General features: G+C 54.9%; 24 protein-coding genes and 1 riboswitch. Of the genes, 9 read left to right on the forward strand and 15 right to left on the reverse strand.

Going from position 1 to position 26,163, the window contains the following annotated elements; translation table 11 throughout:
* Positions 1–38: 38 nt before the first annotated feature.
* Positions 39–1,415: a cysteine--tRNA ligase gene (cysS, locus tag AAAH10_RS01800; protein ID WP_343559962.1), complete on the reverse strand. Its 1,377-nt coding sequence runs from the start codon at positions 1,413–1,415 to the stop codon at positions 39–41.
* A 254-nt stretch (positions 1,416–1,669) separates the two neighbouring features.
* On the opposite strand from cysS, the gene AAAH10_RS01805 reads away from it, so the two are divergent.
* Entirely contained in the window at positions 1,670–2,140 is a 471-nt protein-coding gene (locus tag AAAH10_RS01805) for an EF-hand domain-containing protein (RefSeq protein ID WP_343559964.1), read from the forward strand.
* Between the two features lie 114 nt (positions 2,141–2,254).
* Here AAAH10_RS01805 and gltX read toward each other — a convergent pair whose 3' ends face one another.
* The 6 genes from gltX to gor all read right to left on the reverse strand — a co-directional run bounded on the left by gltX (position 2,255) and on the right by gor (position 10,246).
* A complete protein-coding gene (gltX, locus tag AAAH10_RS01810) occupies positions 2,255–3,595 on the reverse strand; it encodes a glutamate--tRNA ligase (protein ID WP_442490263.1) in 1,341 nt (446 codons plus the stop codon).
* 86 nt (positions 3,596–3,681) lie between these two features.
* The gene (locus AAAH10_RS01815) at positions 3,682–5,385 is read right to left on the reverse strand and encodes an NAD+ synthase (protein ID WP_343559968.1); all 1,704 of its coding nucleotides are present in this window, start codon (positions 5,383–5,385) and stop codon (positions 3,682–3,684) included.
* 25 nt (positions 5,386–5,410) lie between these two features.
* On the reverse strand, positions 5,411–5,845 hold the full coding sequence (locus AAAH10_RS01820) for a SufE family protein (RefSeq protein WP_343559970.1): 435 nt from the start codon (positions 5,843–5,845) through the stop codon (positions 5,411–5,413).
* Positions 5,846–5,901: 56 nt separating this feature from the next.
* Positions 5,902–7,062: a beta/alpha barrel domain-containing protein gene (locus AAAH10_RS01825; RefSeq protein WP_343559972.1), complete on the reverse strand. Its 1,161-nt coding sequence runs from the start codon at positions 7,060–7,062 to the stop codon at positions 5,902–5,904.
* A 150-nt stretch (positions 7,063–7,212) separates the two neighbouring features.
* The gene (locus AAAH10_RS01830; RefSeq protein ID WP_343559974.1) at positions 7,213–8,595 is read right to left on the reverse strand and encodes a class II 3-deoxy-7-phosphoheptulonate synthase; all 1,383 of its coding nucleotides are present in this window, start codon (positions 8,593–8,595) and stop codon (positions 7,213–7,215) included.
* A 262-nt stretch (positions 8,596–8,857) separates the two neighbouring features.
* Complete coding sequence (gor, locus tag AAAH10_RS01835; RefSeq protein ID WP_343559976.1) at positions 8,858–10,246, reverse strand: glutathione-disulfide reductase; 1,389 nt, start codon at positions 10,244–10,246, stop codon at positions 8,858–8,860.
* Positions 10,247–10,460: 214 nt separating this feature from the next.
* On the opposite strand from gor, the gene AAAH10_RS01840 reads away from it, so the two are divergent.
* From AAAH10_RS01840 to AAAH10_RS01870, 7 genes are all read left to right on the forward strand, one after another.
* Positions 10,461–10,871, forward strand: coding sequence for a hypothetical protein (locus tag AAAH10_RS01840; protein ID WP_343559978.1), 411 nt, complete (start codon positions 10,461–10,463; stop codon positions 10,869–10,871).
* A 76-nt stretch (positions 10,872–10,947) separates the two neighbouring features.
* Positions 10,948–11,158: riboswitch (cobalamin riboswitch) on the forward strand.
* Positions 11,159–11,472: 314 nt separating this feature from the next.
* Positions 11,473–13,047 carry an ABC transporter substrate-binding protein gene (locus tag AAAH10_RS01845; protein WP_343559980.1) on the forward strand — a complete coding sequence of 525 codons (1,575 nt, stop codon included), beginning with the start codon at positions 11,473–11,475 and terminating at the stop codon, positions 13,045–13,047.
* A complete protein-coding gene (locus AAAH10_RS01850; protein ID WP_343559981.1) occupies positions 13,034–13,828 on the forward strand; it encodes an ABC transporter ATP-binding protein in 795 nt (264 codons plus the stop codon). The genes AAAH10_RS01845 and AAAH10_RS01850 overlap by 14 nt, the downstream gene beginning before the upstream one ends.
* A complete protein-coding gene (locus AAAH10_RS01855) occupies positions 13,821–14,621 on the forward strand; it encodes an ABC transporter ATP-binding protein (RefSeq protein ID WP_343559983.1) in 801 nt (266 codons plus the stop codon). The genes AAAH10_RS01850 and AAAH10_RS01855 overlap by 8 nt, the downstream gene beginning before the upstream one ends.
* Positions 14,621–15,625 carry an ABC transporter permease gene (locus tag AAAH10_RS01860; RefSeq protein WP_343559985.1) on the forward strand — a complete coding sequence of 335 codons (1,005 nt, stop codon included), beginning with the start codon at positions 14,621–14,623 and terminating at the stop codon, positions 15,623–15,625. The genes AAAH10_RS01855 and AAAH10_RS01860 overlap by 1 nt, the downstream gene beginning before the upstream one ends.
* Positions 15,622–16,458 carry an ABC transporter permease gene (locus AAAH10_RS01865; protein ID WP_343559987.1) on the forward strand — a complete coding sequence of 279 codons (837 nt, stop codon included), beginning with the start codon at positions 15,622–15,624 and terminating at the stop codon, positions 16,456–16,458. The genes AAAH10_RS01860 and AAAH10_RS01865 overlap by 4 nt, the downstream gene beginning before the upstream one ends.
* Positions 16,459–16,496: 38 nt before the next feature.
* Complete coding sequence (locus AAAH10_RS01870) at positions 16,497–17,384, forward strand: DMT family transporter (protein ID WP_343559989.1); 888 nt, start codon at positions 16,497–16,499, stop codon at positions 17,382–17,384.
* A gap of 3 nt (positions 17,385–17,387) precedes the next feature.
* On the opposite strand, the gene AAAH10_RS01875 is transcribed toward AAAH10_RS01870, so the two are convergent.
* Positions 17,388–18,884: an NAD-dependent succinate-semialdehyde dehydrogenase gene (locus AAAH10_RS01875; protein WP_343559991.1), complete on the reverse strand. Its 1,497-nt coding sequence runs from the start codon at positions 18,882–18,884 to the stop codon at positions 17,388–17,390.
* Between the two features lie 327 nt (positions 18,885–19,211).
* On the opposite strand from AAAH10_RS01875, the gene AAAH10_RS01880 reads away from it, so the two are divergent.
* Positions 19,212–19,583: a DUF805 domain-containing protein gene (locus AAAH10_RS01880; protein WP_343559993.1), complete on the forward strand. Its 372-nt coding sequence runs from the start codon at positions 19,212–19,214 to the stop codon at positions 19,581–19,583.
* A gap of 56 nt (positions 19,584–19,639) precedes the next feature.
* Here the strand turns inward: AAAH10_RS01880 and AAAH10_RS01885 are convergent, their stop codons facing one another.
* From AAAH10_RS01885 to AAAH10_RS01915, 7 genes are all read right to left on the reverse strand, one after another.
* Positions 19,640–20,329 (reverse strand): hypothetical protein, encoded by a 690-nt coding sequence (locus AAAH10_RS01885; RefSeq protein WP_343559995.1) that lies wholly within the window; start codon positions 20,327–20,329, stop codon positions 19,640–19,642.
* A 71-nt stretch (positions 20,330–20,400) separates the two neighbouring features.
* Positions 20,401–20,835: a GNAT family acetyltransferase gene (locus AAAH10_RS01890; RefSeq protein ID WP_343559997.1), complete on the reverse strand. Its 435-nt coding sequence runs from the start codon at positions 20,833–20,835 to the stop codon at positions 20,401–20,403.
* A gap of 88 nt (positions 20,836–20,923) precedes the next feature.
* On the reverse strand, positions 20,924–21,940 hold the full coding sequence (locus AAAH10_RS01895) for a proline racemase family protein (protein ID WP_343559999.1): 1,017 nt from the start codon (positions 21,938–21,940) through the stop codon (positions 20,924–20,926).
* Between the two features lie 18 nt (positions 21,941–21,958).
* Entirely contained in the window at positions 21,959–22,708 is a 750-nt protein-coding gene (locus AAAH10_RS01900) for an amino acid ABC transporter ATP-binding protein (protein WP_343560001.1), read from the reverse strand.
* Positions 22,709–22,720: 12 nt separating this feature from the next.
* Positions 22,721–23,782: an amino acid ABC transporter permease gene (locus tag AAAH10_RS01905; RefSeq protein WP_343560003.1), complete on the reverse strand. Its 1,062-nt coding sequence runs from the start codon at positions 23,780–23,782 to the stop codon at positions 22,721–22,723.
* Positions 23,779–24,942: an ABC transporter permease subunit gene (locus AAAH10_RS01910; RefSeq protein ID WP_343560005.1), complete on the reverse strand. Its 1,164-nt coding sequence runs from the start codon at positions 24,940–24,942 to the stop codon at positions 23,779–23,781. The genes AAAH10_RS01905 and AAAH10_RS01910 overlap by 4 nt, the downstream gene beginning before the upstream one ends.
* A gap of 123 nt (positions 24,943–25,065) precedes the next feature.
* Positions 25,066–26,112, reverse strand: a complete 1,047-nt coding sequence (locus AAAH10_RS01915; RefSeq protein WP_343560007.1) for an amino acid ABC transporter substrate-binding protein — start codon at positions 26,110–26,112, stop codon at positions 25,066–25,068.
* Positions 26,113–26,163: the final 51 nt, after the last annotated feature.

Genomic DNA, 26,163 nt, shown 5'->3' on the forward strand with positions numbered 1-26,163 from the left:
CCCGACACTGTTTTGTCTGTCTGCGACTGGACTGTTTTTTATTTTCTGCGCCAGCTCGTGCCTTCGGCACTGTCGAGCAGGACAATTCCCTCCGCAGCCAGCCCGTCGCGGATTTCATCCGCACGCGCAAAGTTTCTGGCAGCCTTGGCCTCGGCACGCTCCGCAATCAGTGCTTCAATACGGGCAGCCTCATCATCGCCACCGGTGGTCTCACCCTTGAACCAGGCATCCGGCTCCTGTTCCAGAATACCCAGCAACCGGCCCCCCGACAGAACCTCGCCTTTCAGCCGAAGCCTTTCAGCCTGATCCGTCGTCTTGTTCAGTTCTGTCACCTGCTCATGAAGGACTGACAGGGCCAGTGGCGTGTTGAGATCATCGCTCAACGCAGCCAGCAAGGCATCGGAAGGTCGGGACAGTTCCCCGCCCTCGACAGATTGCAGAGCTCCGTAGAAACGATCCAGCTGTGTTTTCATCTCCGCAATTTTCTCGCGAGTGATATCCAGCGGCTGGCGGTAATGACCCGACAGCAGGTTCATGCGAATGGCTTCACCGTTCAGCCCTTCATCCAGCAACTGGCGTACCGTAAAGAAATTGCCCAGTGATTTGGACATTTTCTCTCCGTTCACAACAACATAGCCGTTGTGCATCCAGTAGTTGGCAAAGGGCTTGTCATTGCAGCAGGTCGACTGTGCAATTTCATTTTCATGGTGCGGGAAGATCAGATCAAGCCCGCCGCCGTGAATATCAAAGCTGTCCCCCAGCAGAGAGCGGGACATCGCGGAACACTCGATGTGCCAGCCGGGACGTCCGCGTCCCCAGGGGCTTTCCCACCCCGGCTGGTCATCACTGCTCGGTTTCCACAGAATAAAGTCAGCCGGGTCCTTTTTATAAGGGGCGACTTCGACACGCGCCCCGGCAATCATGTCATCGCGGTTGCGATTGGACAGACTGCCGTAGTCCGGCATGGATGGCACGGAAAACAATACATGCCCTTCAGCCGCATAGGCATTGCCCTTTTCAATCAGAACCTCGATCATCTCGACCATGCTCTGGATGTACTGGGTCGCACGCGGCATCTCGTTCGGTTCCAGCGCCTTGAGTGCCGCCATGTCATCAATGTAGGCCTGTGCCGTACGGGCTGTCAGCTGATCAATCTCTTCACCGTTTTCACGGGCGCGTTCGATAATCTTGTCATCAACATCCGTGATATTGCGGACATAGGTCACCTTCTGCGCGCCATAAACATGGCGCAGCAGACGATAGAGAACATCGAAAACCACCACCGGGCGGGCATTGCCAACATGAGCAAAATCATAGACGGTGGGTCCACAGACATAGAGCCGCACGTTGTTCGGGTCGAGCGGAACAAAGTCCTGCTTTTCGCGTGCGAGAGTATTGTATACCTTCAGGCTCATGTCCTTGGTGCCTTTCCGTTTCTGGATGAAAATGATCCGGGGACTGAAGGGACAAAACTTCCCCCCGGTGGGTAAAGACTTCCCCCATCTTTATAAAGCCTGACAAAGGAATGCAAGCCTGCCGGTGTTTTCCACTCCACAAGCAGGCTTTTTCCCGCACATACCCTTTGGTATTTATTTTTTCGACTGTTTTGGCATGAAGTCTGCTTCATGTGTTTCCAGAGACATCCTTCTTTGGGAAAGGCAGGCAAACCATGCCCATCAACAGTACAGGCACACAGTCAGCTGTCGAACAGCTCTATCTGCGCAGTGACAAGAACAAGGACAAGACCATCACACTTGATGAACTTGTCGAGCAGCTTGGCAAGGAAGGTATTACCAAAGAACAGGCCGAGGCAGCGTTCAAGGCAGCAGATCGTGACGGTGACGGCAAAATTACCGTGGAAGAGGTCAAGCAACGCGCCCTTGAAGTTCAGCAGGCACAGCTCAAGAATTCCGGCCTGGCCCAGGCCGACCTGAACAAGGACGGGATCATCTCGGATGGAGAACGCTCTTTGCTCTCCACAACACTCGCCTCCCAGTCCACATCCTTCTATCTGAATTTGCTGTCCGGCGGTCAAAACGGCAGCCAGAGTCTTTTCGGTCAGCAAAACAACAGCAACCAGGCCTACGCCCGCAACTACGGCACCACGCCGTCGCAACCCAGCCAGACCATCAAGATTTAAAGAGCTTCTTTCCCCAGAGCTCTTTAAGGAAGCCCCTCACAGGCGCTTCAAAAAAGAACGGGATGTCGCCCCCAACGACATCCCGTTTTCTTTTTGCTTTCTGTTATCAAGCCTTCAGGCTGATTCACCTCTGAAACGGGCCTTGGCACGCGCCTTGCCGATCAAAGGCAGAAGGTCAGCCAGTTCCGGCCCGTGACTCTGTCCGGTCAGGGCCTTGCGAAGCGGCATGAAAAGCCCCTTGCCCTTGCGGCCTGTTTCGGTTTTCAGAGCAGAGGTCAGAGCAGACCAGGTCTCCCTGTCCCATGGCTCGACAGGAAGAAGTTCCGCAGCCTTCGCAGCAAACTCCCTGTCTTCCTCTTCAATAACAGGATCAAGGGGCCCCTTGGCGATGCGGAACCATTCATTCGCATCCGCCAGCTTTTCAAGGTTCGGACGAACAACATCCCACAGAGCACCGTCAAAACCGTCCGGCAGACGATCTGCCACAGATTCAAAGGACGCCTCATGCAGGATCTTTGCATTCAGGGAAGCCAGCTCAACCGGATCAAACCGCGGCGTGGCACGACCAAAGCGCGCGAGATCAAAGAGTTCTGTCAGGTCTTCCGGCTTCTGACGCACTTCGATGGGATCAGGCGTCCCCAGACGCGCGAGATAGCTGTTCAGTGCCATCGGCTCCAGACCGTCTTCCTCACGCAATGACTGCAGGCTCAGGCTGCCCAGACGTTTGGACAGCCCCTGGCCATCAGCACCAACCATCAGGGAAATATGGGCAAAGGTTGGAACAGCGCCACCAAGGGCTTCAAAAAGCTGAACCTGTACCGCCGTGTTGGAAACATGGTCCTCGCCCCGAAGAACATGGGTGATATCAAGCTCGATGTCATCAACCACAGATGTGATGGTATAGAGCGGGCGGCCATCTTCACGGATCAGAACCGGGTCCGTCAGGTTTTCACCCTCAAAGGCCACAGGACCGCGCACCATGTCTTCCCAGGCAATGTGCTCCGGCAGCAGCTTGAAACGCCAGTGCGGAGTGCGTCCCTCGGCTTCGAAGGCGGCCTTTTCCTCATCTGTGAGCTTGAGTGCGGCACGGTCATAGATCGGTGGACGGCCAGCCTGCAGGGCGATTTTCCGTTTCAGGCTCAGTTCATCCGCAGTCTCGTAACAGGGATAGAGACGACCATCGGCCTTGAGCTTTTCAATTGCGAGGTCATAGCGTTCCATACGGTGGGACTGAACGGCAAACTCGTCCCATTCCAGACCCAGCCATTTCATGTCGGCCTGAATGCCGTCTGCAAATTCCTGTGTGGAACGCTCGGTATCCGTGTCATCCATACGAAGCAGGAAAGTCCCACCTGCCTGTCGTGCCAGCAGCCAGTTCAGAACGGCGATACGGGCATTGCCGGCATGCAAGCGACCGGTCGGACTTGGGGCAAAACGGACTTTCATCTCTTCAATCTTTCCAATGAGGGCCTGCCAACCAGAGGCAGGACTGATCAATCTGAGCGCAAGATATCGACAGTACCCCAACGCTGCAAGGCTTCTTATCCGCGATAGCGGTTCGTAATGGGATAGCGTCGATCCCGGGCCAGATCTCGGCTGGTCACCTTGACCCCTGGTGTTGACTGGCGACGCTTGTATTCAGCCAGATCCAGCATGCGCCAGACACGGCGCACCGTCGCCTCTTCAAAACCGGCCGCCACAATGTCGTCAACGGGCTGTTCCAGTTCGATCAGGCGATCCAGAATGGCATCCAGAACATCATATTCCGGCAGACTGTCCTGATCTGTCTGGTCCGGCTTCAGCTCCGCCGAGGGAGGCTTGGTGATGATACGCTCCGGCATGACAGGACCATCGGGGCCAAGTGCACAGGCAGGCCTGTTTTCATTGCGCCAGCGAGACAGGGCAAAGACGCGGGTTTTATAAACGTCCTTCAGGGCATTGAAACCACCGCACATATCACCGTAGAGCGTGGCGTAGCCCACAGCCATTTCAGACTTGTTCCCCGTCGACAGCACCATGGAGCCCAGCTTGTTGGAAATCGCCATAAGTGTCAGACCGCGAGACCGCGCCTGAATGTTTTCCTCGGTTGTGTCTGCTTCCGTCTCTCCGAAGACAGGCGCCAGCATCGTCTCAAAGGCCTTCATGGCCGGTTCAATCGGAACGTTGTCGTAACGCACGCCCAGCAACTGTGCGGCCTGCGCAGCATCTTCCAGTGAATGCCCGGAGGTATAGGGCGAGGGCATCATCACCAGTCGTACCTTTTCCGCACCGATTGCATCCACAGCAATAGCCGCAGAAAGAGCCGAATCAATCCCGCCCGACATACCGATGACAATACCGGGAAATCCGTTCTTGCGAATGTAGTCCTTCAAGCCCAGAACCAGTGCGCAATAGATGGACTCGTTTTCTTCAAGCGGGGCTGTTTTCTCTTCACTCTGACAGGACCAGTTTCCGTCATCGCCCCTGTTCCAGTCCGTTGCAAAAACAACCTCTTTGAAAGCAGCAGCCTGTGCGGCCAGCGATGAATCGGAATTCAGAACAAAGGATGCTCCGTCAAAGACCAGATCATCCTGCCCGCCAACCATGTTCAGGTAGGCCAGCGGCAGCTCTGCTTCCTGAACACGCTGCAAGGCGACCTGCATCCGGATTTCCGGCTTTTCACTGTGGTACTGGGATCCGTTGATCCCCACCAGCATTTCAGCACCTGTCTCGGCAAGTGTTTCACAGACATCACTGCGCCACAGATCCTCACAGATCAGAACACCAAGACGGACACCACGGAAGGTCAGCGGCCCGGCAAGGGGAGCCGTCGCAAAAACGCGCTCCTCATCAAAAACACCATAATCGCAAAGACAGTGCTTGCCCCGCCAGCCCAGCAGTTTTCCCTCATCAATCAGCAGAGCCGCGTTGTAAACTGAAGATCGCAGGGGAGAGGATGCCTGCAAAAAGGGATTGTCCCCATGCAGGTTGTTCACAACTGGCGCACCAACAATCAAACCGGGCCCACCATCCTTTGTGTCTTCGACCAGTTCCATGAACGCTTCATCGCAATGACGCAGGAAATCGGGCTTCAGGATCAGATCTTCAGGCGGATAACCCGTCAGGGCCAGTTCCGGCGTCACAACAAGATCAGCCCCCTGACCGGCAGCCTCCGCCCGTGCTTTGCGGATCAGTTCCAGGTTACCCCGCAGGTCACCGACAGTCGGGTTTATCTGGGCAAAGGAGATACGAAGGCGATCAGTCATGTCGCAGGTCTCTCAAATCAGAATATCAAAGGTACTGTTGAGCCGTGGCACGAATACGCTCGACCATGGAATGCAAACCGTTGGCACGGTTCGGACTCAGGTGCTGGGCCAGTTCCAGACGGTCCAGCAGTCCCTGAATGTCAAAATCCAGGATCTCCCGGGCTGTCTTGCCGGAAAAGACCATCATCATCATGGCAACGAGGCCGCGTACAATATGGGCATCACTGTCCGCGCGGAACTTCAGAACAGGGGGAGTGGCATCCGTCGTCTCGCACACAAGCCAGACCTGTGACGTGCAGCCCTGCACACGGTTTTCCTCGGTTTTGTCTGAATCATCAAGCGCCGGAAGTTTCTTTCCCATGTCGATGATGTAGCGATAACGCTCTTCCCAGTCATCGACAAACTCGAAAGTGTCGATCAGGTCCTCGAGATCTTCATTTGTGAAGGCGGTTTCAGTCATGGTCTTTCTTTCAGGGTCCGTATCCCGCAGTGTCTTTCTGTCTTGCGACAAAGCCATCAGGAGCGCAAGAGGAATTCACGTCCAACCTTGACCCTCGGCTTTCCATCATATTCCACAATATCGGCCGTCGCATAGGTTTCCGACCAGCGATCCGGCAAATAGCTGCCTGTGCCCACGACATCAATCGGCGCCTTTGCCTCTGCCATCAGGCGACACTTGGCCGGGCTGAAGCCGGAAGAGGCAACGATTTTGACGTTCTGGAAGCCTTCGGCATCCAGCCGGTCACGCATATACCAGATTGCAGCGGCAGACACCCCTGCCCCGACCAGATAGCGGAGTTCTTCCTCGCTGCGATAGCCACGCACCGCTCGCGGTATGTGTTTTTCAAGGATGGCATAGGATTTCGCCGGATCGAGACCCTCGACAAAACGGCTGCCGGCTGTATCAAGACGCACAGCAAGGGCACCCGAGGTTGCGCGTTTCGGGAAACGGCGGCAGACCGTCAGGGCATCGGTAATTTCGCGGGCGAAGTAATCCACCAGAACCGTCATGGGTTCGTCCGGGAATGTTTCATCAAACATCTCGGCAGCCCGGAGCGTCGATCCTGCATAGCCGATCAGGGCATGCGGCATGGTACCCTTGCCCCCGTCCTGCCCGAAAAAGTGTGCTGTTGCGTCGGTTGCGTTACCGATGAAGCCGACAGCACCGGCCTTGCGTTTTGCCCGCTGGGAGCCGACGGAAGCCGCATAGGCCATGATCTCGGACATCTCGGTTCCGGCACAGTGGCGCGCGTCCATGGCCAGAAAGGCCGTGTCCTTGAGATCAGAGGCCATGGTCGTCGCATTGTAGGCTGCAACACAGGCTGGTCCGAGCTTCTGGAGAAACAGTGTTTCCAGCTCCACCAGTTGAACAAAGGAACCACTCAGATAGAGAATGGGTTCACCGGCCCCGACCCATTTTCCTTCGGGATACCGCAGGTCAACAGAAAGAGAAAAACCCTTGTCACGGGCAACAGATTCAAGCCATTCCAGCGCAAGACGCGGAGCCGAGACAACCGGGCGGCGCATGAAAACCGCATAGGTGACTTCAACATCACCGAACTGCTCGATGACTGCACGGGATCGCCTGAAATAGTGATCCGTCCATGCAGGAACAGCCTCTCCGTCAGGCCACTGACTCACAGAAACAGAAGAAGGTTTTTTTTCAGTATCACTCATGCTTTCACCCTGTCGTGCCGTTTTGTGGGGGCCAGAGGATTACACCGTCTAAAACTCAGGCCGCACAGGTAAACTGTACGGCCTGAGCATCAAAAGAGATGGGTTTCGCCGGACAGATCAACAGATCAGGTCCGGTTCCCTGCCAGGACTTTACGCTGCAGCAGCTGCCTTGCGCTCCTTTTCCTGACGTTCTTCCTTGAGGTATTCGGAAATCAGGAAAGCAAGTTCAAGCGACTGGCTTGCATTCAGGCGCGGATCACAATGGGTGTGGTAACGATCACCCAGATTCTCGTCCGTGATTGCCTGGGAACCACCCGTGCATTCGGTGACGTCCTTGCCGGTCATTTCGAAGTGAACCCCGCCTGCGTGTGTTCCTTCTGCCTTGTGGACATCAAAGAAACCGCGAACCTCACCCAGAACCGAATCAAACGGACGGGTTTTGTAGCCGGTGGTGGATTTGACCGTGTTGCCATGCATCGGGTCACAGGACCAGACAACCTTGGAACCGGCTTTTTTCACCTTGCGAACCAGCGGTGGCAGGAATTCCTGAACCTTGTCGTGTCCCATGCGGGCAATCAGCACAAGACGCCCTGCTTCGTTGTTCGGGTTGAGCGCTTCGATCAGGCGGATCAGGTCATCCGGCTCTGTCGTCGGGCCACACTTCAGACCGATCGGGTTGTGGATGCCACGCATGTATTCAACATGGGCTTCATCCAGCTTGCGCGTCCGGTCCCCGATCCACAGCATGTGGGCAGAGGTGTCGTACCACTTGCCGGTCAGGCTGTCCTGACGGGTCATGGCTTCCTCGTAGTTCAGCAGAAGCGCTTCGTGGGATGTATAGAAATCTGTCTCGCGCAGCTGGGAGGAACGCTCTGCACTCAGGCCACAGGCCTGCATGAAGGACAGGGCCTCGGAAATGCGTTCGCAGAGTTCCGCATACTGCTCACCCTGCGGGCTTCCGTCGACGAACTCAAGGTTCCAGCGATGCAGCTTGTTCAGATCGGCGAAACCGCCCTGCGCAAAGGCACGCAGCAGGTTCAGCGTTGATGCAGACTGGTTGTAGGCCTTCAACAGACGATCCGGATCCGGAATACGGGCCTCCGGAGTGAATTCGATGCCATTGATGTTGTCGCCGCGATAGCTTGGCAGTTCGACACCGTTCACGATTTCCGTATCGGAAGAACGTGGCTTGGCAAACTGACCGGCCATACGGCCGACCTTGATGATCGGGCAGGCCGCTCCAAAGGTCAGCGCCACAGACATCTGCAGCATAACGCGGAAGGTATCGCGAATGTTGTCAGGATGGAATTCAGCAAAGGATTCCGCACAGTCACCGCCCTGAAGCAGAAACGCACGACCTTCAGCAACTTCGCCCAACTGTTCACGGAGACGGCGAGCCTCCCCTGCAAAAACCAGTGGCGGAAGGCCCGCCAAGGTTTTTTCCACGGACTCAAGCTTCGCTTTGTCCGGGTATTCGGGAACTTGCCGAATTTCCTTGGCGCGCCAGGATGATGGGGTCCAATTCGCGCTCATAGCAATACCTCATGATTAATCATGTAATTTAAGTGGATCAACAGTTGTAGACAGCTTTTTCGGACTTGACCAGTCTGTTGATTTACAAAGCTGACTTTTTTGCGAGGACTTTGCAACTCCACCTGCAGGCCTCAACGCCCGAAATCCCCTTAACCTGTTGCTTTAAAACAAAAGATCAGGGAATTAAGAACACAAAAACGGGGCTGTGAAACTTCCATGAATCCAGCCCCGTTCTGATTTTTGTTGCGACAAAGCCCTCCGCCTAGGACGAAACAGGCTCCCGCATGGTGACGAATTCTTCTGCAGCAGTCGGGTGAATACCAACCGTCGCATCGAACATGGCCTTTGTCGCCCCTGCCTTGATCGCAACAGCAAAGCCCTGGACGATTTCCGGAGAATCAGCTCCCAGCATGTGAAGGCCAACCACCTTCTTGCTGTGTTTCTCGACAACCAGTTTCATGATGGAACGCTCGTCACGGCCGGAAAGCGTGTGCTTCATCGGGCGGAAAGCGGACTTGTAAACCTCGACTTCCCCATACTGTTTTTCAGCCTCCTCAACCGTCAGGCCAACAGTACAGATGGGTGGATGGCTGAAAACAGCCGTTGCCACATTGCTGTGGTCCATCGCACGGGGCTGCCCCCTGAAGACAGTGTCCACAAAGGCCATGGCTTCCTGAATGGCAACAGGCGTCAGATTGATGCGGTCCGTTACATCGCCAACAGCATAGATGTTCGGCACTGACGTTCTGGAAAACTCGTCAACGGCAACAGCACCCTTTTTGTTCAGTTCAACACCAACGCTTTCCAGCCCCAGATTGTCCGTGTTCGGCGTGCGGCCTGTCGCTGCAAAGACGGCATCAGTCTCCAGCGTCCGCCCGTCCGAGAGATGGACCAGCAAGCCACTTGCAAGCTTTTCGATCCTTTCAATGGTCACGTTGAATTCCAGCGCGATACCCTTTTTCGCCATCTCTTCGCCCAGGCCTTCGCGGATATCCCGGTCAAACCCGCGCAAAAGCGCATCACCGCGATAGACCTGCGTCACTTCGGAGCCCAGACCGTTGAAGATCGCAGCAAACTCGACAGCGATATAGCCGCCTCCGTAAACCACAACACGCTTTGGCTGCTCTTCCAGATGGAAGGCCTCGTTGGAGGAAATGGCATGCTCCCAGCCCTCGCCGTGCGGGAAGGACACGCGACCACCGGGTGCCAGCAGAATGTATTTCGCTGTCACGGTGCGGTCTCCGACCTGAACAGTATGGCGATCGATCAGCGACGCACGGGCGCGAATGTGCTCAACTCCGGCATTGTCCAGAATGCGCTGATAGATCGCTTCCAGACGGTCAATTTCCCTGTCCTTGTTGGCGATCAGCGTTGTCCAGTCAAACGAACTTTCACCAACGGTCCAGCCAAAACCGGCCGCATCCTCAAAGTCCTCATGGAAATGCGCAGCATAGGACAGGAGCTTTTTGGGAACACATCCCCGGATCACGCAGGTTCCGCCGTAGCGATATTCCTCTGCCAGCGCAACCTTCGCACCGGTTGCAGCAGCCATACGTGCACCGCGAACGCCCCCGGAGCCACCACCAATTACAAAGAGGTCATAATCATATTCTGGAGCGTCGAAATCATCTGTTTCGATTGCCGTTGCCATGGTGTTGTCTCCGTTCAAGTCGTTTGATGGTCCAATCTGCGTCCTGGCGAATCTGCCTACCACACAGTCAGTCCTGTTCTCTGAGAGATAGCGCAATCAGTGAACAGATCAAGTCTTTTGCATGTATCTAACGAGGCCGTGATCACCAGAGCGGCTTGACCTCGAAACCATTGAAGCCCAAACTTCGCCAGATGACAAAGGGAGAGATCTGAAAATGAAAGCCCAACATCTTTTGCGCCATGCCGGAATGACTGCCCTGCTTTTCCTGCTGAGCCCGGCTCCCGTCCTGGCTGCCGATCAGGAAACCTCACTGAGCGGTCAGGCCATTCAGGAGCTCCTCACCGGGAACACGGCCAGCAACCGTCCGGGAGACAGCTTTGTCCATCAGACCTTCGAAGCCTCCGGCCGAACAGTCTACCGTCAGGGAGAACGGCCAACAGAGATCGGAAAATGGCGCGTCGAGGGCGATCAGTACTGCTCCCAGTGGCCTCCCTTCGGAGGATGGTCCTGCTACCGGATGACGTCGGAGCCGTTCGGTACGCTCAAAACGGGCGACACCATCAGGGCAACCTTTGTTGGACAGAGCACAGAATATCCCGTCCTGATCCGGATCAAGGGGTCCTGAAACCCGAATATCATCTGCCGATGACACTTTATCGCAGACATGAAGCAAATTTTGAACTTGCACTTTCCCATCTGTGCGGCATGATCGCGATGATGGTTTCGACAGAAAGACCAAGTCGAATAAAAGGGAACACGGTGCGGTGTAGCCATCAGGCGCCAAATCCGGGACTGCCCTCGCAACTGTAAGCGGTTAGCCAACCAGAAATACCACTGATTGCCAGACAATCGGGAAGGCTGGAGCGCGTTAGACCCGCAAGTCAGGAGACCTGCCATCATTTGAGTTCACTCAAACCCGGCGAGGTGCCCGGGGGAGGTCTAAAGGCTATGATCCATTGTTCAGCAGGAATCCCCTGCGCTGTAGCGTTCAACGCCCGTTTTCTGCCGTCCTTTTCAGGACAGCAACAGTCTCCTCTGTTTTTCGGAATCCCTTTCCCTGCCGGTGAGCGAACTCTCCTTGCGGCCAAACCACAGGCCTCATGCCCGAATCCTGAACCAGAGTTCTTTCATCAGGAGAAAAAATTCTGCAATAGCGCTTGAAAAAAGAAATGTTATAACATAACAAATTTTCTCGCTGCTTACCGAAAAATTCATGGAGAATATGGATGATCAAATCCGCACTCAAATTCGTTCTGCTCTCTGCAGCAGGCTTTGGCCTGTCTGTTGCCGCCCCTGCTGAGGGGCTGGGCACATCCCCTGTTCTTGCCGCTGAAAAGATCATGAACGTTGCCGTGCCTTTTGGCCCGAAGAGCACCGTTCCTGACCCCCGCGCCCGCCAGAATGGCTGGATGAGCAACCGGGCCGGAGTCTCGGAAACGCTCATCGGACTGTCCTATGACATGCAGCAGGTTCCCCGTCTGGCTTCCCGTTTTGAAAACCTGTCACCGACAGAGTGGAAAATCGTCATCCGCGACGATGTAAAGTTCCACGACGGCAGTCCGATGACAGCAGAAGACGTCAGGACTTCCTTTGAAAAACTCTCCGAGGAAGGTCATCCTGCGCACAACCCGCGCCTGCTGAAACTGCTGGATCTGTCCGAAATTGAAGTGCTGGACAGCAAGACGCTTGTTTTCAGAACAGCAAACCCCAATTCGGCCTTTCTCTGGGCTTTGACAGAACCTTCTGCGGCCGTTCTGAAAGACGGCAACGAAACACTGCCTATCATCGGAACCGGGCCTTTCGTCTTTGTCTCTGCTGATCCGGACAAACAGTATGTCACCCGCGCCTTCGGGGATTACTGGGGTGGCAAGCCAAAGCTTGACGGTCTTGTGTTCGACACCATCAGCGATCCTTCGGTCGCTGCACTGGCGCTTCAGGCCCGCGATGTTGATCTGGTTACGAACTACGCGGAACCTGACTTTGCTGCTCTCAAGGAGCAAAACAGTGGGCAACTCTTTTCCAACGAAACAACCCGGCTGTTCTTCTATCAGGTCAGAACCGAAGACGGTCCGCTGGCAAACAAGACACTGCGCCAGGCCGTGTCCCTCGGGCTGGACCGGGATCTGATTGTCAGGGCCGCACTGTCCGGTGTTGGCGGTGCTGCATCGAAGGCCCTTTTCCCGGCATCCATGGCCGCCTGGTCAAACAACAGTCTTGCCCTGCCCTATGATCAGGATGCTGCAATCCAGCTCCTTGATGAAGCAGGTATTGTTGACAGCGACGGAAACGGAATTCGCGAACTGGATGGCAAGGATATTGTCATCAAGATCCGCTCCTACGAAGGCCGTGCCGCCCTGCGCCCGACACTGGAAATCAGCCAGCAGATGCTTCAGCAGCTGGGATTGCAGGTCGAAATCGCCATGGGTGAATTCGGTGCGAACAATGACGCTCTCAAAGCCGGTGAAATCCAGATGCATCTTCAGGCATGGGGAACCGCTCCCCAGGGCGATCCGGATTACTTCCCGAGCACACTGGTCCGCTCTTCCGCCAGCTACAACTTCTCCGGCTATTCCAACCCGAAGCTGGACAAGCTTCTGGAAAAAGGGCGTGCAGAGTTCGACAACAGCAAGCGCAAGCCGTTCTATGACGAGATCCAGGCCATCATCAACGATGACCTGCCACTCATCCCCGTTTTCCACAAGACCCAGGTTTCTGTCGGAAACGGCAAGGTCAACGGCTATCGCATCCACCCTGCGGAAACCTATCTCGCTTCGCCGGAGCTTGATCTTGCAGAAGACTGATTCGAGCCTTCTTTCCATTGAGGGTCTGTCTGCCAGAATTGGCAGGCAGACCATTCTGCATGACATCTCCCTGGACATTGGCCGGGGAGAGTGTCTCGCCATTGTGGGCGGCTCGGGAGCAGGCAAATCCTGTCTGCTGAAATGCCTGATGGGGCTTGCAAAGCCTGCGACTCCCTTTGAAGGTGTCCTGACATTCAAGGGGAAAAAGCACAACTGGTCATCCCGAAAGCCTGCCCTTGTGGACCGCGCTGCAATCTCCTTTGTCCCCCAGAATCCCCAGGCCGGTCTTGATCCCCTCAAGCGTCTGAAAAGCCAGTGGGAACAAACCCTGCGCTGTTCGGCAGCAGAGTCTGTTTCGTCCCGGGACATCTCCGAGCTCTTTTCAGCCCTGAAACTCAAGGACCTGAAATCAAGTTACCCGCACCAGTGGAGCCAGGGCATGCAACAAAGACTGCTGCTTGCCTTTGCACTTGTCTCCTCACCCGACATTCTGATTCTGGACGAGCCAACCTCCGCCCTTGATCCTCTCATTGCTTCGCGCTGCATGCTCAGGATTACGGAACTCGCAGCCCGCAACAATACAGCCATCCTGATTGTGACCCACGATCTGGCTCTCGCAGCACGCTTTGCCGACAGAACCGCCATCATGAACAGGGGACGGATCGAGGAATTTGGTCCAACCGGCAGGCTGTTGCAGGACCCGCAGTCGGACTATGGCAAGCTGCTGAGTGCAAACCGCTGCTGGCCGACCTCTTGTCAGGAAGACAAACAGCATGCTTGAAGCGAATCATCTCTCTGTATCACTTGACGGGGTTCCCCTGATTAAAGACATCTCCTTCCGGCTGGAAGAAGGTGGGTGCCTCTGTGTCGTCGGCGAAAGCGGTTCGGGAAAAACCACACTCCTCAAAACCCTTCAGGGACTGCTTCGTTTTGACGGGGGAAACATCCGGCACAGTCTGGCAGATGGCGGCCAAACCCTTTGCCTCGAACCCGGAGATAGCTTTCTCGGCCTGCCCGGTGTGAGCTGGGTCATGCAAAACCCGCAAGCTGCACTGAACCCGAGACAACGGGTGGGGCCATCAATTGCGGAAAGCCTCTATCACCTGAAACTGCCCCGGGCGAGGCGGGAGGAACTGGTTCTTGAAGCCCTGAGAGCTGTTGAGCTGGAACCTGAAATGGCCCGTCGTTTTCCCGAACAGATCTCTTTGGGGCAGGCACAGCGCGTCTGTCTGGCCCGCGCCCTTGTTTCCAAGCCCAAAGTCATCCTCTTTGACGAGCCTCTCAGCGCACTGGATGCCTTTGTCCAGAAACAGGTGGCCCGGACCATGCAGAACATCAGGGAACAGCACGGGCTTGGCTATGTGGTTGTGACACACGATCTGGGATACGCCCGGGCCTATGCCGACACTATCCTGCTGATGAACAGCGGCCGGGCTGTTTCCTGCCAGCCCGTTCACGACTTCTTCAATCGGCCTTCCTCGTCCTATGCTGCAGAACTGATTGAAGCTGCAGAGATTTTGGGATCACTCGACAGCGGAACGTCCCGCTTACCAGAGAAGCAGATCGCAAGCTGATGAATCACCCCTTTCCCCTTCTGAAACACCTCGCAACCCTGTTGGGCAAAAGGCTTGCCGGACTGGTAACAATTCTCCTTGGCGTGAGCCTGCTGACCTTCACCCTCTATTACATTTCCCCCGGCGACAAGGCGCTGACAATCAGTAATGCCCGCTACATGGGCGAAGGCGATGTTCCTCCGGAAGTTGTCGAAGCCATCCGGGAGGAATTCGCACTGGATGAACCGTTCCCTGTTCAGTTCTGGCACTGGATTTCCGGATTTCTTCAGGGCGATTTCGGCAAGTCTCTTGTGTCCCAGGAAGATGTTCTTCTGATTTTCCTGCCCAATCTGGCCGAAACACTCGAACTGGCAGCAACTGCACTTGCGCTTGGTTTGTCCCTCGCCTTCCTGCTGAGCCTTGTCAGCGTCTGGAAACCCGGCAGCATCTGGGACCGTCTGGCTGTCGCCTTTTCTTCCATCGGTGCGGCGGTACCATCCTACTGGCTGGGCCTCATCCTGATCCTGGTCTTTGCCGCAAAGCTGCAATGGCTTCCCTCCTTCGGTTCCGGCTCCCTTGAACAGCTTGTCCTGCCTGCTGTGACACTCGGGTTCTGGATCACCACATCCCAGACACGCCTTTTGAGAACCTTTCTTCTGGAAGCCAGCGAAGCTCCCTTCATCGAAGCCCTGAGACTGCGGGGTGTCCCTGAAGGCGAAATCTTCCGGAGGCATATTCTGAGACACGCCATGATTCCGGCCATCGCCATGATCGGTCTTGACTTCGCCGCCTTGCTGGAAGGCTCCATCATCGTGGAGGTCATCTTCTCGAGAGGCGGGGTTGGCTCCCTCTTTGTCGGATCCATTCTCAGCAGGGACTATCCGCTGCTGCTCTTCCTCGTCCTCTTTGCAGCCTGCAGCTATGTCATCCTCAACAGCCTGATCGAACTGCTGCAGGACTGGCTTTCTCCACACTCTCTTCAAGGAAATCGTCCCTCCCTGACAGGAGGCGTCAAAAAATCATGAGCACAACAACAGAAAAGCTCCTCACAAAGACCGACAGAAACAACAGCGCTCTGAAAGCCCTGCTCCTCTTTACCCTGTTGCTGTGTCTCTTCGGAGCAGGGTTGATCCTGACTCCCTATGATCCGGTCCAGGCTGATTTCCTGCACCGTCTCACGTCACCCTCTGCAAGCCACTGGTTTGGAACGGATCATCTTGGGCGGGACATTGCGACCCGCCTGCTTTATGGCGCAGGCTGGTCTGTCGGGCTGGCCTTTCTGGTGTCCTCGCTGGGCGCCATTATCGGAACAGCAGTCGGCTTGCTTGCCGGAGCAGGTCAGTCATGGCTGGACAGTGTTCTCATGCGGGTAACCGACAGCTTCTTTGCCTTTCCGGAACTGGTGGCGGCCATTGCCATCGCAGGCATTCTTGGTCCCAGCACAAACAACATGATCCTGGCCCTCACACTGGTCAGCTGGATGCGCTATGCCCGTCTGGTGCGAACCCTGACACGGGAGATCAGTCACAGGGACTTCATCCTGCAGGCACGCCTGAACCGCCTTCCTCAATGGCTTGTTTTCTGGTGTCACTATCTGCCGAATATCCGGATGAGCCTGCTTGTCCTCTGGACCAGTCTCTGGTCACGGACCATACTCGCCATTTCCGGATTGAGTTTTCTGGGCTTTGGTGTCCAGCCTCCCAAAGCGGAATGGGGAGCCATGCTGCTGGACGGAAAACCCTACATGCAATCAGCCCCTCATGTGATGATTTTCCCGGGGGTGGCAATCCTGATCACCGTACTCGCCCTCAATCTGATCGGCGACCATCTGCGTGATCGACTGAACAAACAACACTAAATTCCATTTCATACAGACGAAAAACATACAGGCACAAAATGAGCTCGGATTTCAAAGGCATTTCACTGCGCATTGGCGCCACCATTTTCTTCACGATCATGGTGCTTTTCGTCAAACTTGTTTCAGACACCATTCCAGTTGGGCAAACCGTGTTTTTCAGAAGCGCCCTGGCGCTCGTGCCCCTTGTTCTCTTTCTCTGGATCACCCGGGAATTTCCCGGGGGACTTCACACCAAAAGGCCACTGGGACACGTGGCCCGCTGTCTGCTGGGATGCACAGCCCTCTTTGCCTCCTTTGCCTCCCTCAAATACCTGCCACTGGCCCATGCGACAATCATCGGCTATATCGCCCCGATCCTGACTGTCATTCTCGCGCGCCTCATACTAAAGGAACAGGTCACGCAAGCCAGATGGATCGGTATTCTTCTGGGATTTATGGGAATGCTGGCTCTGATCCTGCCTGATCTGATCGGTGTCGAGCCTGATCAGGCCTATCTGATCGGGGTGGCCCTCAGCTTTACCATGGCCATTTTCACAGCAGGTGCCAAGATTCAGATCCGCAGTCTGGCCCAAACCGAGAATGCAGGTGCAATTGCCTTCTACTTTGCCCTCACCTGTTCCGTTGCAGGGCTGGTGACACTGCCCTTCGAGTGGGTCACACCATCAGGCGAACAGCTTCTGTTCCTGATCGGATCAGGTTTTGCAGGAGGCGTCGCCCATATCATGATGACACTGAGCTATCAGTACAGCGAAGCCTCCAAACTGGCGACTTTCGAGTATCTTTCACTGGCTTTCGCAGTCCTGTCGGATTTCGTTTTCTTCCACATTGTCCCGGAAGCGAACTTCTATCTGTCCAGCCTCTTTATCCTGACCGCTGCCATGGTCGTCGCCTTTCGCGACAAGCTCCCGCGACCGGCGAAGACCTGAAGCTCAGTAATCGAAATTCACGTACTTGGTTTCCATGAAGGCGGACAGACCCTCTGATCCGCCTTCACGCCCCAGACCGGACTCCTTGACGCCGCCAAAGGGTGCCGCAGCCGAGGACAGAACACCATTGTTGATCCCCACCAGACCATATTCCAGATCTTCCATCATCCGGAAGGCACAGCCCATATCCTGCGTGAAGACATAAGAGGCCAGACCGTAAGGCGTGTCATTGGCAAGCGCCAGGGCTTCGTCTTCAGTTTCAAAGGCTGTCAGCGCCACCACCGGTCCGAAGATTTCCGTTTCAAAAATCTCCATATCCGGGCGCACATCACTCAACAGGGTTGGCTGGTAACACAGCGACAGCTCCTGATCGCCCTGCCCGCCGAGCAAAAGTCGTGCTCCCTGTTCAAGCGCACGTTCGACCAGTCCCGAGACCTTGTCAAAGGCAGCCTGATGGATCAGGGGTCCGATTTCAACGCCGTCGTGCAATCCCGGTCCGATACGGAGTTTCTCCATGGCCTGCAGCAATCGCTGCTCCAGCTCGGGAACAACGGATTTCTGAACCAGAATGCGATTGGCACACACACAGGTCTGCCCGGAATTCCGGAACTTGCTGGCCATCAGGTGCTCAACAGCCTTGTCCAGATCAGCATCGGCAAACACAATGAAAGGTGCATTGCCCCCCAGTTCCATTGTCGTTTTCTTGGCCGTCCGCGCACAACGCTCCATCAGGGATTTTCCAACCGCCGTTGACCCCGTAAAGGACACCATGCGGATGGTTTCATGCTCACAAAGGGCTGCGCCAAGGGTCACAGGATCCCCTGTAACAACAGCAAAGACATCCTCCGGCACACCAGCGCGATGGGCCAGATCAGCCAGAGCCATGGCCGACAACGGCGTTTCCGGAGCCGGCTTTGCAACAACAGCACAGCCGGCAGCCAGCGCCGGCGCACACTTGCGGGCAATCAACTGAGCCGGAAAGTTCCAGGGTGTAATTGCAGCAACAACCCCGATCGGCTGCTGGATGGTCATCATTTGCTGATGACCACGCGGCGCAGGAATTGTCCGCCCGTAAGCCCGGCGCGCCTCTTCACAGAACCATTCGATGTAACGCATGGCAGAACGAACTTCGGACTGGGCTTCAGACAGAACCTTGCCCTGCTCCAGGGTCACCAGTCGCGCCAGGGCTTCGGAATGCTCAACAACCAGATTTTGCCAGGTGCGCAGAATTTCAGAACGATCCGGCGCGGTCATTCTGCGCCATTCCTTCTGGGCGGCCTCGGCCCTTTTGACAATTTCTGCCAGATCCTCCACAGATTGCTCGGGCACACAGGCCAGCAGCCTTTGTGTTGACGGATCAAGAACAGGCCTGCCCTGTTCCGGGACAGCACGCTTTAACCAGCCAGCAAACCATGCATCGCTCTGCGCGATGGCTTCCAGTTGATCCTGATCTGTTTCAGGTGTCTTGTTGTCCAGAGTGTGTACGACAGCCAAAGTCATGGGGGTACTTCAACTTTCAGAAATTTGTGACTGTCTCTTTACATAATACAAAAGTGGCCCCTTAAAAGATCCAGATTTTAAAATTCAAGAGAGTCCACTTTTGTCTCAATCCATCAGGGATCACCTTCCAGACAACCTGATGGAGCACGGCATGCCATCTTGTGACAAGAGAGTCTTCCTGCCCGCCGGATAAAGAGCTACAGAAATTCATTTCCTGACAAACAGCTGACTGGGAAAAAACAAAATAAAAAAGAATATTGATTTGTATGGAGCGCTCCCCTAGCGTGCTCTTCGGGGTACAGTACTTTTACATTTGTGGAGGTATTGATGAATTTGATTTTCCAGCCTTTTAAAAAGTATGCTGACTTTAACGGACGTGCGCGACGTTCGGAATTTTGGCCTTTCATGCTTTTTATCATTATCGCATCCCTTCTCGTACAGAGCATTGATGCTGTGACGCAGGCAAACGGGATGGTCACCCTGGTCTTTTCTATTGTTGTTCTGCTCCCGCAACTGGCTGTCACAGTCAGGCGTCTGCACGATACCAACAGATCCGGATGGTGGTGTTTTCTTTATTTGGTCCCCTTGGTGGGATTTATTATTGTCTCTATCTTCGCCAGTCAGAATTCAGAGCCGGGAGACAATCGCTTTGGTCCCAATCCCAAAGACGAGGATATCGAAGTTCCCCAGGCAGGCTAAAGCCCGGTGCCAGACAAATTGGAATGCGCACTGCATCATTGCAGTGCGCATTCAACTTACAAACTGTCGTTTCTGTTCAGACTGTAGTTGGCCTTTGAAAGCTCGATCAGCTTGTTCAGGGTTTCCTGAAGCTGATCCGTATTTTCTGCTTCGTAGGGCAGATAGACATAGGAATGAATGACCGCATTCACCGCAACAGTTGACAGCGTGTAAACCTCCAGCAGAAGAACCTCATCCTCAACCTTGTTTTGAGCAAGTGTTCTGTGAATAACACCTGTTTCTCCGGCCCACAGGATTTGCGTTGCACCAACATCCAGACCTTCTGTCAGTTCCCTGTAAAGTTCGCTTTTCTCCTGAGCATACTTTATGGACGCATTGTTGAGCTCCCTGACCAGTTCAGTCTCACCAATCAATGCCCTGACGATATCATTGTATTTGTTCTGGCTATGACCATACAGAGGTTCGATTTTTTCGAAGCCTGTCATACCCCAGACAAGCGGATCTCCATATCCGGCCGCTCCTTCACAGGGGAAACTGATCGAGGCAATTTCAATCGGCAATCCGACTTGCTCCAGAATCAGTTTTTTAACAAGGCCTTGCGGATCATTTGTACCGTCGCAAAAACCCTCCGCCTGCTCAAAGTAATAATCCTTATTGTTGAAGGAAAATTCACCAGAAACAGCCGGGTTCACAGCACACAGAAGAACCACCCCAACCACAATCACACTTCTTTTTATCCACTGCATGGATTAACTCCGTCTCGGATATTCAAACAACCTGAAAGCACTATACTCTCTTTGATTGATTTTTATGAAACCTAATCCTCAATCAAGCGCTTGCCCAGAACGACAACCTCCTGGTCCTCGTATCCGATGGCATGATAGAAATCCCGCACGGACAGATTGCCTGTGCGCACCATCAGATTGATTTTCGGGCAGCCCTGCGCCCTGAGTTTCTCCTCCACCGCCTGCATGAGAACCCCGGCAAGACCGGAGCGTCTGTGCTCAGGATCAACGCAAAGATAGTTCACACTTCCCCTGTGCCCGTCATAGCCGAACATAACCGCTCCGATGAGACTGCCCTCCCCGAAGGCAAGCAGGATTCCTTCGTTCCCACTTTCACCGTGCAACACTCTGCGATCAACATCCCTGTCCGGATCATTCCAGGGTCGCGTCAAATCACAGCGCTGCCACAAGCTGATCAGCGACGCCCTGTCACTCTCCCGAAAGGAACGAATTTCCATTTGAGACATCTTTTCTCCCCCCGACCGGAACGACACAAAGAAGGGGAGCAGCTTAACGCACAGGCTCCCCGTTTCAATCCTTCAGACAGATTTTGTGTCAACCACCCCAGGTATCAGAGAGGATAAAGCCCGACGGAAAGGGATCTGTCGGGTCCAGACCGATCTGGGTCATGCTGTAAATCCAGCATTGCCCCGACACCCTGTTGCGCGTTGCCGGGAAGGACCCGACCTGCTCTCCAGCGAGCAGTTCGGTAACAAACTCCCCCCCGATAATCGAGCGGGAAACCAGTTTGTCTCCCGGTTTTTTGAGGCCTCTGGCAAAGCAGGCGGCCATATTGGCGTTTGATCCGGTTCCACAGGGAGAACGATCAGCCCGACCGGGGCGCAGTGTTGTGCAGGTTCGAACAGCACCATCCCCATCCGGGCTTCTGAACATCACATAGGCCAGACCGTTCAGGGCAGAGTTTTCCGGGTGAACCACATCGCGTGATTCCGCAATCAGATCGCGCAGGGCAACGCCCTGTTCGGCAAGGGCTCTGGCCTGATCTGGCTCAATCGCAAGCCCCAGCTGAGCCACATCAACCAGCGCATAGAACACTCCGCCAAAACAGAGATCGTAACGCACCGCCCCCCACTGCACTGTTTCAAGAACAGCATCCTGCTCGACAACAAAGGCCACGGGCATATCAAGCGTCACCCGGATAACCTTCCCGTCCCTGCAGTTCGCCAGGGCCCTGACCAGACCGGCGGCAGTATCCAGCACCACCTCTGTTTCGGGCTCCTGCATCGGCTTCATACCCGTTTCCAGAAGAGCCGTTACAGCACACATGGCATTGGATCCGGACATGGCGTGTGCCTGATCCGGCTGGAGCACAATAAAACCCACATCGGCCCCGGCTCTGGTGGCAGGGACCAGCAGAACGAAGGATCCTGCCGGCGCGGAGCGGGGCTCCGAACAGAGAAAGCGGCGAAGACTGTCATCTGTTTCATTCAGATAGCGCAGCTTGTCAGCCATTGTCCGGCCGGGAATATTCAGAACACCTCCGGTCACAACACGTCCGATTTCACCTGCACAATGGACATCAACAGTCTGGAGTGTCCGTTTCCATCTCATAGGGTTCTCCTGAAAGGATCAGTGATTCAGGATCTGGCTCAGGAAGCCTCTGGTTCGCTCATTCTGCGGGTTGTTAAAGAAGGTCTCCGGGTCAGCTTCCTCGATCACCTGTCCCTCGGCCATGAAGATCACACGATCTGCAACCTGACGGGCAAAGCCCATCTCGTGCGTCACGCAGATCATTGTCATGCCTTCCCGGGCAAGAGTGGTCATGACATCCAGAACTTCCGATATCATCTCCGGATCAAGGGCCGAAGTCGGCTCGTCAAAAAGCATGACCTCCGGCTTCATGCAAAGGGCACGGGCAATGGCCACCCGCTGCTGCTGACCACCGGACAATTCGCCCGGAAACTTCTGGGCCTGATCGGGAATTTTCACCTTGGTCAGATACTCCAGTGCAATCGTCTCTGCCTCATCGCGCCCGATCTTGCGCACCAGCATCGGAGCAAGAACGCAGTTTTCCAGAACAGTGAGATGCGGGAAGAGATTGAAGTGCTGGAAAACCATCCCGACCTCACGGCGAATTTCATCCACATTGCCGAGATCATCATTCAGCTCGGTTCCCAGCACATTGATCGAACCTTGCTGATGTTCTTCCAGACGGTTGATACAGCGGATCAGCGTGGACTTTCCCGAACCTGACGGGCCACAGATCACGATTTTCTCGCCTTTTTTAACAGACAGGTTCACATCATGCAGAGCGTGAAAGGTACCGTAGTACTTGTTCAGATCGGTAATCCTGACGGCAAGGGTTTCATTTTGAGTCATGGTTCAACCTTTCTAGTGCTGTCCAACGCGCAGGCGTGTTTCCAGATAGGCGCCATAGCGGGACAAGCTGAACACGAAAGAGAAATAGATCAGGGCGACAAAGAAATAGACCTCGACATAGGTCGTCAGCCATTCACCCGAGGAAAAGGCGGCATTGCCGGAAGCCAGCACATCAAAAAAGCCGACGATCGTCACAAGTGAGGTTTCCTTGAAGGTCACGACGAACTGGTTGATGGTCGGTGGCAGGGCATTGCGAAAAGCCTGGGGCAAAACAATGCGGCTGATTCGCTGGAAGTAATTCAACCCCAGAGCCTTGGCCGCCTCCTCCTGCCCGGCTGGCAGGGACTGCATGCCTCCGCGAATGATCTCGGCCTGATAGCAGGCAAAGAACAGCGAATAGCCAAAGATCACCCGATAGAGCTTGTCCCCCTGCAGCCAGTCCGGAAGCACGAAGGTCAGCACCAGCGCTGCCGTAAACATGATGGAGAGCAGCGGCAGGGAACGGATGCCGTCAATCACCAGCGCCATGGTCGTCGCAATGACGGTGTACTGGGAGCGCCTCAGCAACGCAAAGACAATCGCCATTGGCATGCCGACAATACAGACAGCACTGAAGATAAAGAGCGTCAGGGCAAGACCACCCCACTCTGTTTCCAGCACCTCGGTCATTCCCAGAACGCCACCGCGCATCAGAACATAGAAGGTTGCAAAACCTGCCAGCCAGAGAAACGCCAGACGCCTGGTCGTCCAGAAACAGGGGATGCAGGAAAGGACAGTCACAAGGATGATCGCAAGGCAGGCCAGCGCGGAACGCCAGTGCTCCTCGTAAGGGTAAAGGCCAAAGAAAATCAGTCGTGCCCGGGCATCAATCACAGCCCAGCAGGCTCCCGAGACAGCACGACATCCGTCAATGCCTTCATCTGCCGAGAATTTTGCGTTCAAGAGACCCCAGTCAACCAGGGTCCAGCCAATCCACAGAAGCAATGCAATGCAGACAGAGGAAATGACAGCATTTCCTCGCGTTGAGAAATAATCGTTTCGAATGGTTTCCATTTTTTGCGTCAAGCTGCTCATCTGTTCTGCGTCCCCTTCAGCGCAATGCGCCTGTTGATCCAGTTGAAGACTGCAGACAGACTGAGATTCAGGGCCCAGAAACCGAGGATCAGAATAAGGATCAGGCTCAGGGTTTGCCCGGACTGGTTGATGGAAACAGCCACCACCATGAAGAAGTCGTTGAAGCCGATTGCAATACCGATTGTGGTTGCCTTCATCAGCCAGACGTACTGGTTGGTCAGCGTCGGCAGGACAGCACGGATCGCCAGCGGCAAGCGAATGCGGAAGAAGACCTGATAGGGTCGCAGCCCCAGCGCAGCCCCGGCCTCTCCCATTCCCTTTCGAATGGACAGCAAACCGGCGCGGAAAATCTCTGCAATAAAGGCAGCACCATAAAGAGAAATCGCAACAATTGCCGCCATCAACTCCGGCGTCAGGCGAATGCCTTCACGAAAGTTCAACCCCTTGAGATAGGGAATGCTCAGCAACTCTGTCCCGGGGATACGCCCTGCTGCCAGCACAGCAATCGAAACCAGCGCTCCGGCCACCACTGTACCGACCCACATCATGCGACGCCTTGACGGCTGCATACGGGATGTTCTGCGTGCAACAGCAATCCAGATTGCAAGAGATACTGCAAGAATGAACAGGGCAATGGCAATCGCTGCCGAGCCACCTGTGACGTTCAAGCCGGGGAAGTAGGCTCCGCGATTGGACAGGAATACACCTTCAAAGGGGCTGATAGCCTGTTTTGCCTTGGGCAGGTTGGACATGATCGCGTACCAGAACAGAGCCTGCAAGACGAGGGGAATGTTCCGGAAGATTTCAACAAAACTGACCCCCATTTTTGCCAGAAGCTTGTTGCTTGAAAGACGCGCCGATGCTGCAGTCAGGCCAATGATGGTTGCCAGGGTCAGCGTGATGACACCCAGAAAGAGCGTGTTGAGAATACCCACCTTGAGTGCATGGCTGTAGGTATCCTGAATGCTGTAGTCGACCAGGGAGAAACTGATCCCCCAACCTGTCGCCTGTTCCAGAAAGGCAAACCCGCCTGTCAGTCCCTGGGCAGCCATGTTCTCCCGCCCGATGACAACAGCCGAGACAATCAGGCCGATCACAGTTCCCAGAAAGGCAAATTGAAGAAGGAAATCGAGAAACTTCCGATTACGCAAAAACGCCATAATGTCTTCTTCCTTCCCCCGGTTCCAGAACCGGAGAGATTATTCTTCAGGACATTATCTTTTATGAACAGAAAGAATGCCGGGCGGCGCAATGCCGCCCGACCAGTTCCCGTGGAGAAGGTATCAATCCAGAACCATTGGATAGAGAACACCTCCGTCTTTCCACAGGGCGTTCTTGCCACGTGGAAGCTTGTAGGGAGAGTTCTCGCCAATGTTGCGGTGATAGATTTCCGCAGCATTGCCATAGGCCTTGATCACGTTGTAGGCCCAGTCGTTGCTCAGGCCCAGGCGATCACCGATCCCCGGAGTAACACCCAGCAGAGTGGACACTGTTGTGTCAGGAGGATTGGCCTTGAATTCATCGACATTGGCGCTTGTGATGCCGTACTCTTCAGCCACCAGCGTCACGGAATAGAGCCAGTTCACGACATCAACCCACTGATCGTCACCCTGACGCATTGCAGCAGCTTCTGGCTCAACGGCAATTGCATCCGGCAGGATCACATGGGCATCCGGGTTTTCGCTTTGTGAAAGCGTTGCAGCAAGGCTTGGGCCCCACTCGGAAACAGCATCGCAGCGCCCCGCATAATAGGCTGCGTAGGTCTCGTCAATTTTCTCGTAAGTGATAAGCTCTGCATCAATGTTGTTTGATTCCAGATAGTTCGCAGTCAAGCGCTCTGTGCTGGTTCCCGATGCCACACAGATGGACCCGCCTTCCAGCTCAGCAGCTGTTTCAACACCCAGATCCTTGTTCACAGCAAAACCTGTCACCCCCAGGAAATAGGGGCGGGAGAACTGGATGGCCAGCTCGGTGTCACGGGACATGGTCCAGCCTGTCGCCTTGATTACAACGTCAATCTCGCCGGACTGAAGCGCGGGGAAACGCTGTGCCCAGCTGATCGGAACCAGTTTCAGGTTGTCTTCGGAACCAAAGATTGCTGTTGCCAGAGCGCGGCAATAGTCAATGTCCAGCCCTTTCCATTCGCCATTGTCACCGACTTCAAAAAAGCCGAGGAAATTGGAATTACCGCTTGTACAAAGCAGGTGACCACGCTCCTTGACAGCCTTGAGCGTATCGCCGTGACCGGCAGAGGCTGTGGATGCTGACAAGGCAGCTGAAGACAGCGCAAGCGCCGCCAGTACAGTTTTCACTGCATTTTTGGATAACATGTGAATCCTCCCTAAAATCCCGGAATTTCCCGGATTTTCGATTTGTTCCTG

This window comes from Carbonatibacter coralli (assembly GCF_039592655.1).
In the GTDB taxonomy this organism is placed as follows: Bacteria; Pseudomonadota; Alphaproteobacteria; order Kiloniellales; family Kiloniellaceae; genus Carbonatibacter; species Carbonatibacter coralli.